General features: G+C 51.3%; 14 protein-coding genes. 9 read left to right on the top strand and 5 right to left on the bottom strand.

Annotation, left to right across the window (positions count from 1 at the left end):
- Positions 1 to 62: 62 nt before the first annotated feature.
- Complete coding sequence (locus B5D63_RS25440; RefSeq protein WP_078671671.1) at positions 63 to 1,178, bottom strand: FecR family protein; 1,116 nt, start codon at positions 1,176 to 1,178, stop codon at positions 63 to 65.
- Between the two features lie 80 nt (positions 1,179 to 1,258).
- Positions 1,259 to 1,834 carry an RNA polymerase sigma factor gene (locus B5D63_RS25445; RefSeq protein WP_078671672.1) on the bottom strand — a complete coding sequence of 192 codons (576 nt, stop codon included), beginning with the start codon at positions 1,832 to 1,834 and terminating at the stop codon, positions 1,259 to 1,261.
- 274 nt (positions 1,835 to 2,108) lie between these two features.
- Here B5D63_RS25445 and B5D63_RS25450 point away from each other — a divergent pair, with 274 nt between their 5' ends.
- The gene (locus tag B5D63_RS25450; RefSeq protein ID WP_200817099.1) at positions 2,109 to 2,702 is read left to right on the top strand and encodes a pyridoxine/pyridoxamine 5'-phosphate oxidase; all 594 of its coding nucleotides are present in this window, start codon (positions 2,109 to 2,111) and stop codon (positions 2,700 to 2,702) included.
- Here the strand turns inward: B5D63_RS25450 and B5D63_RS25455 are convergent.
- The gene (locus tag B5D63_RS25455; protein WP_078671674.1) at positions 2,699 to 4,963 is read right to left on the bottom strand and encodes an ATP-binding cassette domain-containing protein; all 2,265 of its coding nucleotides are present in this window, start codon (positions 4,961 to 4,963) and stop codon (positions 2,699 to 2,701) included. The genes B5D63_RS25450 and B5D63_RS25455 overlap by 4 nt on opposite strands.
- Before the next feature lie 57 nt (positions 4,964 to 5,020).
- On the opposite strand from B5D63_RS25455, the gene B5D63_RS25460 reads away from it, so the two are divergent.
- Positions 5,021 to 5,455 (top strand): MarR family winged helix-turn-helix transcriptional regulator, encoded by a 435-nt coding sequence (locus tag B5D63_RS25460; RefSeq protein WP_078671675.1) that lies wholly within the window; start codon positions 5,021 to 5,023, stop codon positions 5,453 to 5,455.
- Between the two features lie 155 nt (positions 5,456 to 5,610).
- Complete coding sequence (locus tag B5D63_RS25465; protein WP_078671676.1) at positions 5,611 to 6,651, top strand: RNA ligase family protein; 1,041 nt, start codon at positions 5,611 to 5,613, stop codon at positions 6,649 to 6,651.
- A gap of 20 nt (positions 6,652 to 6,671) precedes the next feature.
- Here the strand turns inward: B5D63_RS25465 and B5D63_RS25470 are convergent, their stop codons facing one another.
- Complete coding sequence (locus B5D63_RS25470; protein WP_078671677.1) at positions 6,672 to 7,115, bottom strand: lipocalin-like domain-containing protein; 444 nt, start codon at positions 7,113 to 7,115, stop codon at positions 6,672 to 6,674.
- Between the two features lie 186 nt (positions 7,116 to 7,301).
- Here B5D63_RS25470 and B5D63_RS25475 point away from each other — a divergent pair, with 186 nt between their 5' ends.
- The 6 genes from B5D63_RS25475 to B5D63_RS25500 all read left to right on the top strand — a co-directional run bounded on the left by B5D63_RS25475 (position 7,302) and on the right by B5D63_RS25500 (position 11,156).
- A complete protein-coding gene (locus B5D63_RS25475; protein ID WP_143313089.1) occupies positions 7,302 to 8,123 on the top strand; it encodes a hypothetical protein in 822 nt (273 codons plus the stop codon).
- Between the two features lie 52 nt (positions 8,124 to 8,175).
- Entirely contained in the window at positions 8,176 to 8,691 is a 516-nt protein-coding gene (locus B5D63_RS25480; RefSeq protein ID WP_262488171.1) for an RNA polymerase sigma factor, read from the top strand.
- A complete protein-coding gene (locus B5D63_RS25485) occupies positions 8,691 to 9,338 on the top strand; it encodes a hypothetical protein (protein WP_143313090.1) in 648 nt (215 codons plus the stop codon). Before B5D63_RS25480 ends, B5D63_RS25485 begins: the two co-directional genes overlap by 1 nt.
- Positions 9,339 to 9,452: 114 nt before the next feature.
- The gene (locus tag B5D63_RS25490) at positions 9,453 to 9,815 is read left to right on the top strand and encodes a winged helix-turn-helix transcriptional regulator (RefSeq protein WP_078671680.1); all 363 of its coding nucleotides are present in this window, start codon (positions 9,453 to 9,455) and stop codon (positions 9,813 to 9,815) included.
- Between the two features lie 74 nt (positions 9,816 to 9,889).
- A complete protein-coding gene (locus B5D63_RS25495; protein ID WP_078671681.1) occupies positions 9,890 to 10,516 on the top strand; it encodes a DUF2306 domain-containing protein in 627 nt (208 codons plus the stop codon).
- A gap of 31 nt (positions 10,517 to 10,547) precedes the next feature.
- Positions 10,548 to 11,156, top strand: a complete 609-nt coding sequence (locus B5D63_RS25500; RefSeq protein WP_078671682.1) for a tetratricopeptide repeat protein — start codon at positions 10,548 to 10,550, stop codon at positions 11,154 to 11,156.
- A gap of 101 nt (positions 11,157 to 11,257) precedes the next feature.
- On the opposite strand, the gene B5D63_RS25505 is transcribed toward B5D63_RS25500, so the two are convergent.
- A complete protein-coding gene (locus tag B5D63_RS25505; protein WP_078671683.1) occupies positions 11,258 to 12,034 on the bottom strand; it encodes a hypothetical protein in 777 nt (258 codons plus the stop codon).
- Between the last annotated feature and the right edge of the window lie 59 nt (positions 12,035 to 12,093).

A 12,093-nucleotide genomic window follows, 5' to 3' on the forward strand; every position in this document is an offset into this window, starting at 1 on the left:
CTGGTGGTTGATTTATGTATTGATTTGCATTCGACAGATTAATTTTTTGTTTGAAAATCATGTTAAGGTTGAAAGACGGTCAGCACTTCGCCCTTCAGGCGAAAGTGTATCTCTTTTTGTTCCAGCTGTTTTAAGATCGATGCCAGTTTCAGGTTACGTTGCATTTCACCTTCAAACCGTATGTCGGGTATATTTCCCTGGTATTCGATGCGGATATCATACCAGCGGGATAGTTCCTGCATGACGGTATGCAGATCGGCATTGTGAAAGGAGAAGTAGCCGTTTTTCCAGGCGATGGCCGCGTCGGCGTCTGCAGCCTTTACGCTGATAGTCTTATCCGGCGCGGTGATGGTGGCCTGCTGGCCCGGTTGCAACACCACGCGGCCATCCTTGTTGGCAACGCGCACCCGTCCTGTAAGCAGGGTGGTGGAGACATCATCGGCTTCATAAGCCCGCAGGTTGAAGCTGGTGCCCAGTACCTGTATGGTGCTGCCCTGTACCGATACTTCAAACGGCTGTTGCGCGTGCGGGGCAATTTCAAAGTAGGCTTCCCCGGTCACTTCCACTTTCCGGGCATTGCCGGCAAACGCTATCGGGTAGCGGATGCTGGACGCTGCATTGAGCCACACTTTGGTGCCGTCAGACAAGACCAGCTGAAACTGTCCGCCACGCGGGATGTTCAGCGTATTATATTGTATGGATGTAGGTTGGCCGCCTTGCTGCGAGTAGGAGAGTACATGGTTATCGGACTTGGTGATGGCGGTGGCGCCCTGTTGCGCCAGCGTACCATCATTGGTGTCATCTAATGGGATGACGGTACCATCGGCCAGCGTCAGCGTGGCGGCGTGCCGGGCCGGTGCTATATCCGCTACCGGTGCAGGCGGTACGGTACCGGACTTTCCGGGAAATAGCCACCAGCCGGCGGCTGCCAGCACGACAACAGCAGCGGCGGCAGCGGCCCACCGGTAGGGATGGTGTCGTTTTATCCGGCGCACCGGTGTTTCCTGCAGGTGAATCTGTTGTAAGAGGCGCTGCCAGATAAGATCGCCATTGGTCGGGATAATTTCCCCTTTAGCTTCCATCCGGTGTAAATACTCTTCCAACAAAGCTTTTTCCCCGTCGGTCGCTTTCCCGGAGGCACAGTGTTCTATAAAAGCAATAAAAGTCTCTTTGTCCATATACGTTATATTAGACACAACAAAAAACAGGGTACCCTCCCGGAAGGGTAAATTTTTTTTGGAGACAGTAACAGATTGGGTTATTCCCGGATGTAGGACAGTACTATATAGGCAGCATAGATACCAATCAGATGGTACTTTTTCCGGAAAAGCTGCATAGATTTGGAAATGCGTTTCTCGACTGTTTTTTCCGATACCTGCAATTGCAGGGCAATTTCTTTATAGGTCAGATGCTGCTGACGACTAAGGCGGAAAGTCTCCCGGCAATCGTCCGGCAATGTATCGATCAGTAAGTTCAACAGTTGCTCGTTCTCCCTTAATAGCGCATGGTTCTCCTGCAGCAGGTCTATCGTTACTTCTGCCAGCCGGTCAAAGAAGCGCTGGTCGGTCTTCCTGTCGCGGATGGCGTTCAGTACCCTGTTACGGGTGGCTTGCAGCAAATACGGCTTTACGGCGGTAATCTCCTGTTCGTGCCGCCGCTCCCATACTTTGAAGAAAACTTCCTGCACCACGTCCTGCGCTACATCTTCCAGGTAGATCATCTTACAGGCGACGCGGTAACAATCCTCCCAGTAGCGCTGGTATAATTTGGCAAAGGCTGTTTCATCATCAGCCCTCATTCTCGCTAAGAGCGCTATGTCACTGTTATCGTACATGTAATGTTGGTCCTGTAATGATGGTTGATGTTCAAAATTGGCTAAAACCCTTTACTGCGACAAGATAGGGCTTTCTTTTGAAAGAAGCGGACAGCGCAGTGATATAGATATTAATATGATATATTTGGATTGGTAAACGTAAAAGAAAACGAACAGATAGCTGGCTTTAAACGCTGGTGGCGCCGGCCCAGGCGGGCCGGCGGTTGCGAACAATAAAATTTCCCGGCGTACCTTTAACCGGTGAAACCATTAGCCGAACCTTAAATCAACAATCATGTCAACGATCACCATGCAGGAAATTGTAGCCCGGTTCAACAACGCATTACAACAGGAAATACAACAACGGAAAGTAAAACTGCCTTATGCCTGTTGCCTCTCCACGGTGGGGCTGGACGGCTTTCCCAATGCCCGTTTCGTATCGCTGAAAGAAGTGCTGGACGGGAAGTTTGTTGTGACCGGCGCATTGACATCGCGGAAGGGGATAGAGATTGAAGAAGACAATAAAGTAGCGCTCACCTTTTGGTGGCCGGAAACAGCGCAACAAGTGCGCATTCAGGGAGTTGCCAGTCAGCTCCCCGATGTATTGGCGGATCAGTATTTCAGTGAGCGGAACCGCGAAAGCCAGATCGTTTCCACCGTTAGTCAACAGGGAGCAATACTCGACGATCTCCGGATACTGGGGCAACAGTTTGAGCAGCTGGCACAACAGCCGGATACAAGGGGTATCCCACGGCCGGAGAACTGGGGCGCTTATGCGATTGCGCCGTTGCGGATAGAGTTTCTCGTTTTCAGTGAAGCCCGTTTTCATGACCGTACGTTGTATGAGCTGACTGACAGCGGCTGGACAGCTGTGAAGCTGCAGCCTTAGGAAACGCCGTGTTCCAGGTATTTCCGCAGATAAACGGCCGTTGGTGTGTTTGCCTGTTGCAGCAGGTCGGATACGGTCCCTTCAAAGGTAAGCTGGCCGCCATCTTTACCGGCGCCCGGCCCCATGTCGATGATCCAGTCGGCACACGCGATAATGTCTAAATTATGTTCAATGACAATCAGGGTGTGCCCGTCTTTGACGAGTTTGTTAAAAAGCGCCAGCAGTCTTTCCGTATCGGCGGGATGCAGGCCGGTACTGGGCTCGTCCAGTACCACGACCGTACTTTGTTCTTTTAACTGCGTTGCGAGTTTTAGCCGCTGGAGTTCCCCGCCGGAGAAGGTGTCCAGCCGCTGGCCCAGCGTGAGGTAACCCATGCCCAGGTCGTGCAGCATAACAAAATGCCGGTGGAGCTGTGGCAGCTCCGAAAAAAATACCGCCGCTTCCTCCACGGTGAGGTCCATCACATCCGCGATGGACCGCTGACGATAGTGGTAGGCCAGTACTTCCGGCCGGAAGCCGCTGCCGCCACACACTTCGCAGGGGATCTCCACATCATCCATAAAAGCCAGGTCTATCTTTTCGATGCCGAGTCCTTTGCAGTTGGGGCAGGCCCCTTCGCTGTTGCGGCTGAACAGCTTATTGCTGACGCCGTTGGCATGGGCGAATAGATTGCGGATAATATCGGAGATGCCGAGGTACGTGAGGAGGTTTGATTTGGAATGCCCCGCAATGCCTGACTGGTCAATCAGCGTGATCTCCGGATGTTGCAGCGGCAGTACGTCGCTGATCAACGTGCTCTTGCCCGAACCGGCGACGCCGGTAACGACGGTAAGCACGCCGCGGGGAATCTTTACCGTGATGTCTTTCAGGTTGTGCAGTTTTGCATGACGGATGGTCAGCGTATCGGTAAATGTACGCGGATGCTGGTTATAGGTTTGGTGCCGGGCGAAGTAACGGCCGGTTTTGCCGCTGCTTTTGCGCAAGCCCTTAAAGCTGCCCTGGTAAACGATTTCGCCGCCATGGGTGCCTGAACCCGGTCCCATATCGATCACATGATCAGCGATGCGGATCAGGTCCGGGTCGTGCTCTACCAGCAATACAGTATTGCCTTTGTCCCGGATCTTCTGAATGATGCGGGAGAGATTGTCCAGATCGCTGGGATGCAGCCCAATGCTGGGCTCGTCAAAAATATAGAGCAGGTTCTCCAGGCTGCTGTCCAGGTGCCGTACCATCTTAATCCGCTGCGATTCACCACCGGAGAGGGTGGGCGTCACCCTGTCCAGCGTGAGATAGCCCAGGCCGATAGTGACCATATGCTGCAGCTTCTTCACCAGTTCAGCGACAATCGTGTCGTACCCCGCCGCCTTAACAGGACGGATAAACGCCAGCAGCTCGTCCGCCGGCATGGCGGCGCAGTCAGCGATGTCCAGCCCCTTTATCTTACAGGAAAGTATCTTTTCGTTGAGCCGTTTACCATGGCAGGAAGGGCAGGGCTGCTCCCTGACGATCCTGCTGATCTCTTTTTCCCGGAGCCGCAGCTCCCGGGTGTCTTTTTTCAGGATATCCCTTTCCAGGCGGGGAATAATGCCGGTGTAACGCACGGTTTTGCCCCATTTGGGAGAGGGGTGCGGCGGGACATGCTCTTCCGCGTGGAGCAGCATTTCCCATTCGTCTTTCGTATAGTCGGCGAGTTTTTTATCATTGTTGAAATACCCCGATTCTGTATAGCGCAGCCAGCGGAAGCCACCAGGCTGAAAGGTAGGGAAGCGGATCGCACCTTCGTTGAGTGATCTGGTTGTATCTATCAACCGGCCGATGTCTATCTGCCGCGTTTGCCCGATGCCGCCACAGACCGGGCACATGCCCTGCGGGTGATTGAATGAAAACGTATTGGCATACCCCACGAAAGGCTTACCTACCCGGGAAAACAGCAGCCGCAGCGATGTGTATATATCCGTGGCGGTCCCTACAGTGGAACGGACATTGCCGCCCAGCCGTTTCTGGTTAATGATCACCGGTACATTCAGATGTTCAATACTGTCCACGTCGGGCACGCCGAGGTGCTCCATCCTGCTGCGCACAAAGCTGTGCTGCATTTCACTCATCTGCCGCTGCGCTTCCGCCCCGATAGTCCTGAATACGAGCGACGATTTGCCCGATCCGGACACACCCGTAAAAACAGTGATGGTGTTTTTAGGAATCTCTAATGTCAGGTTCTTCAGATTGTGCTGGCGGGCGCCGGTAATCTTTAGCGGATACATGGGTTAAAATTTTTATTAACTTTGTGAATAGTTAACAAAGTTAAATAATTTCAGGCAATGGAAAAAACACAAAAAGCCTTTTTTGATACTTATACCGATTTCCAGTGTTATGTTATTGCGCAGGTCAACAACGGCGATTATAACGGCATAGGGGCTACGCACTACAATATGGTGGAATACCTCTACCGCAACGGACCCGCCACGGGTAAAACGCTGGCGCAGAAATTCCACATCAGCGCTCCCGCCATCTCCCGCCATGTAAAAATACTGCTGGAGAAAAAACTGATCATCCAGCAACAAAGTCCGCAGGACCGCCGCCTCTTTCTGCTGGAGGTGACTGCCAAAGGCAAACACCTGGTGGATGGTTCGGAAAACCAGCGCCACAGCGTTACCACCCGCATCAGTAGCATGCTCCCCAAAAAGGAACTGGAACAGTTTACCCGCATCCTGCGGAAAGTGGTAGACGTGCTGAAAGAAGAAGAAGAGCGATAAGGTTGTGCCCGGAACTTCTCCATTGACAATACCGCATACGATAAGTCCATGATCACCTGGTGCTTGAAGTAACCATTGTTTATAACGGGAATTACTTATTTTTACAGCTGTTAACCAGATAAAAAGGGGCTGTCACTATAGGACGCCCGTGTGCCATGAACAAGAACTCCGAATACGAAAAAATGCCTAAAAGCCTGAAAGGCCTTCCGCTGTCAGAGAAAGCCATGCAGGACCTCAATAAACTAAAATGGGTGGTGACAGAAAAAATACACGGCGCTAACTTCAGCTTTGTGTATGAAGACCATCAGTTGTTATTCGCCAAACGCAAAGCGTACCTGCAATGGACCGATGATTTCTTCGGGTTTCAGGCAGTGGTGGCAGCAATGGAAGAACAGATCGTCCGTTTGTTTGAGCAGCTGCAACAGGATATCCCGGCGCACCGCTACATCGTTTATGGCGAATTGTTCGGCGGCAGATATCCGCATCCGGAGGTTGCGCCTGACCCGCAGGTGCAAGCCATTCAGACCGGTGTGTATTACAGTCCCGCAGTGCGGTTCTGTGCTTTCGACATCGCCGTGGAAACTACGGAGGGGGATAAACGTTATCTCGACTATGATGCCGCGATGACCTATTTTCAGCAGTTTGATATTTTCTACGCAAAACCGCTTTTCACCGGTAAGTGGAACGAGGCGTTGAATTTTGATACCCGTATTTCTTCCGCGGTGCCTGCCCGGCTGCAGTTGCCGGAGCTGCCGGTCAACCTGATAGAGGGAGTGGTGATCAAGCCGCTGCATCATTCCGGGCTCACCAGCATGGATACACGCCCGATCATCAAACTGAAAAATCCCGAGTTCGATGAAGAGGAGAAGTTCCACGAGGCGGAGAAATGGTCCTTTATACCAGAAGTGAGTTCCCGTGCCGCGCAACTTTCTTTCCTGGTAGAGGAGATGGCCCGTTACATCACAAGTAACCGGCTGTACAGTGTGGTGTCTAAAACAGGCCGGCTGGATGCTGGCAGCCCGCAACGGCTGGAAGAGGTGAGGAACGAATTCCTGGACGATGTGTGCACTGATTTCAACGAAGACAGCGGCGGTATCCTGGCGGACCTGGAAGAGGCCGACCGCCGTTGGGTAACGGAGCGTATCGCTACACGCATCGCCGTATGGATGGCTGATCACGCCGGTACGCCGGAATGATCAGCCGGTATGGTTTCCGTCTATTGTTTCACCATGGTATAAGTCAGCCTGTCGCCATGGGTGAGCGCATTGTCTACATAATACACCAGTGTTTTGCAATCATAACTGTCGATGGCGCCCTGCAGTTTGCCATCGCTGGTAAGGGTTTTACCGGTTACGGTCCAGGTGCCGTGGTCCGTGGCTGGTTCCGCGCAGGCGGTGCCGGCGTCGTGATAGGTATAGGTACCGTTGCTTTTCAGCTCCATAATATCATCTTTCTCACAGGCTTCCAGGTATGCCAGGTAGTCGATGGGCGCGCTGGACGCGTTTTCCTTATATTGTAAAGCTGTTAGTTTATAGGAGCCGGAGAGGCCGGCCACGCTGATATCGCAGCCGGAGGGGCTGCTTTTTTCTTTTTTACAGGCCAACAACAGGGTAGAAGCGATGATAACAGCTGCGGTGCATTTGATGGTCATTGTTTTCATATGTTTCGTTTAAATGGATTTTACAGTAGTACCCCCGGCAGTAGGCATAGGGTTGGTTAAAAAAGAAATTTTTTTTTTGACAATGACCCAACCTTTGACAAAAAACGAGGGTATTGTTGTTGGTATTCGTATATGCGGTACTTTTACATGTTAATATTTATAATATATTAAGAGAACAGTCATAAGATGAAAAACGCTGTATTACTCGTGAGCGGGATCTGTTTAATGGGATGTGGTACTTCCATGAAATTGGCGGTGCCGGACAAGTTTAAGGAGCAGGCCACCATGCAGCATGTAGAGGGGGCCAGGGGCAACAGGATGTCGTTTGCCAATTTCACCACCTCTAAAATAAAGCGAGGCGTACATGTCAGTTATCCCGGATGGGGGCGCCCGTTTATCTGGGAGAACCTGTTGCTGAACCAGGCAGGTATTTCCAAGTCCGAAACGGTGGAAAATGAAAAGGCGAAGTTCCGTTATGCCATCACGGACGGGCGTAACACGGTGCAGGTTTTTGCCCATGAAAGGCAGATGACCAGGAAACATGATTATGAAGCCACGGAGCACTGGGGTATATTGGGGGGCTTTGAAGTGCTGCAGGAGCATCGATATATTTTCTCTGCGCTGATCAGTGTGGACACCACGCAGGACAGCAAAAACTGGGAGCTGGTGATGACCAACCTGTACGACCGGGAGGCGACGAACGACAAGAACCCGTTTGCTTTTATCAAACAGGAAGATGAAGGGATGGCCACCAACGGTATTGACACGATCCATATAAAACCGCTGAGCATCAAAAAAACGGAGCTGTCAAATGGTAAAACGGGGCAGTTTCCTTTTAAAATGATGTCGGGCTATGAGTTAAGCACTGCCGACGGAGTGATCGCCATCATTGATCTGATTGACCGGAATATCTGGTTTTATAATGAGTTGTCTCCCGCGGAGAAGTTGAACGTGAGTGCCATCACTACCGCGCTTTTCGCGCGGAAAGTGCACGACACCAAATGGTAGCAGACAGTATAGTACTAAACGGTTTTACAGACAACTGGAACAGGATTTAAATATTATTATCGCGGAGTGCCGCCTTGGTAACAGGAAAGCGCAGGAGCAGCTGTACAGGCAGCTCTATGGCTTTGCGATGGCTATTGCCATGCGTTATGCCAATGATGAGCACGAAGCGGGCGATATCCTGTGCCATGCCTTTGTGAAGATGTTCCGCAGCCTGCACACGTTTGATGATACCAAGGGGAACTTCCACGGGTGGCTGAAAAAGATTGTTATTAACGAAGCGCTGGATGTGATCAAACAGCGGAGCCGCTTTTCCAGCCTGGAGCTGGAGGCGGTAGAAGAACCGGCCGTCAACAACAGCGTGATAGAAAAGACGGATGCAGCCGCCATTTTGCAGCTGGTCCGGAAATTACCGCCTGCCACGCATGCGGTCTTTGTGTTGTATGCCATTGATGGTTATACTCACCGGGAAATTGCCACGCAATTGAACATCAGTGAGGGGACCAGTAAATGGCATCTGAGTGAAGCAAGGAAAATTCTTCAGCAAAAAGTAACGGCAAACAAGCCTTAGTGAATACAACCACTCCATACGAACAATTAATAGCAGCAAAGCTGGACGAGGTGCCCGTTCCCGATATGGCGGACAGCATCTGGGCGAGCATTGCGCTGCAGTTGGACGCGGTTGCAGACACGCCGGATGACCAATCATCAGATGATACCCAAACCCATAACGATCAACCTGCCAATAATACCTCAAGCACCATTGCTGCGAAAAAAAGCATCGTCAGATACCTCAGTAGAGGCTGGTACGGCTTTGCAGGCGCAGCAGCGGCAGCCACCACGCTGTGGTGGTACACCAGCCGTCAGCCACCTGTGCCGGAAAAAACAGCGCCGGTAAAAGAACAGCCGGAAACACATGCTCCTGCGCCGCCTGACAGCAGCGCCGTCGCGTCTCCCGTAAAAGAGAAACCGGTCCCGGTATATAAAAAGAAAGACAGTATCTCCCGGATAGAAGCACTGCCGCCGGTCGATTCAGCTACAAGACAAGTATTGCCGCCACCCCTGGATTCACCGGCGGTCGTACATCCGTCGTTCATTCCGCCTGCGCCGGACTCCGTTTCAGCGCCTCCGATGAAGAAACCACGGGGGGTAAAAGGAATTACGGAAGATGACTACCGGATATCGGTACAGAAAGATTCTTCCGCGAAAAAATACTGACAGGAAAATTTCGCTAATTTAATATTATATCTTCTGCGGACGGACCTGGCATCGAAGCAGTTTGTGAGATAACGCGGAATATCGTTATTTTGTCGTTACGGAAAAACCTATAACATGTTTACATATGAACGTAAGACGCCGGTGGACCTGGACTGTGGCATCACCGTATATATGCAGGTGTTGGGCGCAAAGTGGAAACCCTGCCTCGTCGATATGATTAACAAGGGTTATCAGCGGCCCAGCGAAATGCACCGCCTGATCCCGGAAGCTACGCCGCGTGTGCTGGACATGCAGCTGCGGGAGCTGGAGGCGATGGGCGTAGTGGTAAAAAACGCGGGTTCCGGTTTCCCGCTCAAAGCGCATTACAGCCTCACCGACCTTGGCCAGTCCCTGATCCCCCTTGTGGAAGCGATTGACAACTGGGGAAAACAGTACGGCGAAAGGGTGAAACAGGCCATCGCGGAAACTGCTGCCTGATACCGAATAATTTTTCGGTTATTGATTCTTGCAGAACGGATACGGAGTTTTGTAGCCGTAAATCTGTAAGCATCATGAACAAAACTCTTATCGACAGGTCTTTTACCTTAAAGGATGGTATCTATGTACTGCTGTGGCTCGGCATTCTCTTTATTACGTGGACATTCATGCACGGCGCCGATCACTATCTGCAGCTCACCCCCGAAGCGCTGGGACGGTATTTCCCGGTGCGGTGGTTCCTGCTGATGCATATTACCTCCGGCGGCGGCGCGTTGATACTGGGACCGCTGCAGTTCTGGAAGAGACTGCAATCCAACAAACGGCTGCACCGTATCGTTGGTTACCTTTACCTGCTGGCCATCCTGGCCAGTAGCCTCTGCGCTGTAGTACTAGCGTCTACTACCGCCTATGCCGTCAATTGGGCTTATGCCTTTGCGCTGCAAATATGGGTGTCTGTCTGGATCACTACCACTGGTATCGCCTGGTGGCTGGCCGTAAAGCAAAAATTCAAACAACATAAGGACTGGATGATCAGAAGTTACCTTGTAACGCTGGCGTTCGTTGTATCGGGACTGATACTGAAAATGCCATTGATTTATAAGCTGGGAGATTTCGCTGCGATCAGTCCGTCTTTTTTCTGGCTGGGCTGGGCGCTGCCATTGTATGTCTATGAAATGGTGAAGGCTGTTCGATTAAAGTAATACCTTTGTGCAGGTCTTATATCCTGCATACATGATCACGTTTCTCTCTAAAAAAGAACAGCAAAGGCGCTTCCTGTTGGGGTACCACCTTGCCTACGAAACTAGCTCCCGTAAAAAAGACTGGAACAACATTTTCGCTCTCTGGCAGAGTGCCGCCACCAGCGGGCATAAAAGAGCGCAGTTCTACCTGGGCACTTGTTATGATCATGGCCTGGGATGCAAGCGCAGCCTGGGCACGGCTATAGAGTGGTATTTAAAAGCCGCCCGGCAGGGACATGCGGTGGCCCAGTTTAACATCGGTTTCTGCTACCGCAACGGAGACGGCGTGGAGCAGAACTACCGGAAAGCCCTGAAATGGTTTGCCCGTGCCGCCAGCCACGGAGACATTCCTTCGCAAAGGGAAGTGGGATATAGTTACTTCTATGGCCAGGGCATTCAGCAGGACTGGAAGAAGGCGGTGTATTGGTATAAAAAGGCTGCAGGGAAGAATGATCCCCTGGCGCTGTACAATCTCGGACTTTGCTATAAAACAGGAGAAGGCGTCCAAAAGTCAGTGCGCTGGGCGCGGTACTATTTTCAACGGGCCGGTGCGCTGGGCCATAAAAAGGCGGCAGGGCAACTGAAGAAACTAAAAGTGTAACGCACTTTATTATCTGCCCGGCGGTTTCATCTATAAACAATAAAAAAAGCCGGTGGTATCATAACAGATATTCCACCGGCTTATTATATAAATTATCGCTCTTAAAATTTGATCAGCAATTTCTCTGCTACCAGCTGGTTGTCTTTGTAATGTTCAAAGTACCAGTCTCCGTTTTTCTTCACCACTACGCCATGCTGCGCGCCGTTTTCTGCGATAAAGAAATCCTGTACGGACGTCTTCAGCAGGGTTAAAACGATTTTAGGCGAAGTGTCGATCAACTGGTAACCGTTGCCGATAGCCTGTGCATAGAGCGTGCCGGCCGCGTCTTTCACTGCCGGGGTGGCAGGAACAGGCGTGGATGTTACCGGTGCAGGCGCCACGGCTGGAGGAGCTGCTACTGCAGGCGCTGCCGGCATGGTTTGCTCCACCGCCGCCCGGGTATGAGTAGTACCGTTATAGGTATACGGCTCATCTTTCAATGAACTGAAAGCGTCTCTTAAAGCCATATTGTAAGAAGTGTTGAACTCCTTTTCACGGCTTTTGCCCTCTTTGCTTTTGAAGACGATGTTACCCTGGCAGTCTTTTAACACCAGCGTCAGGTTGGTCGCGAACAGCGCCTTACGCTGGGTTACCTCTGCCTTCAGGGCGTTGCATTTGTTGCCGGCCAGTTCCTGCGGAAGCTCAGTGTTATCGAAATAGGCAGTAAAGCCTTTTTCTTCTATCAGCATCTTGGCCAGGGTGTTGAGGCCATACTGGTTGTCTTCCCGCGAGAAATCAAACCGCTCCGGTATCAGCACATATTTGTAGTTATTGATGGTGTTCTGGGCATACCCGGACACAGAAAACATTACAAGAAATAATAAAGCGAGTCTTTTCATATCGAATTTTGTCTGCTACTGTAGCGAATATATAAAATAACCGTTGAAAATATCTCCCG

The organism is Chitinophaga eiseniae, assembly GCF_900167135.1.
Lineage (GTDB): Bacteria > Bacteroidota > Bacteroidia > Chitinophagales > Chitinophagaceae > Chitinophaga > Chitinophaga eiseniae.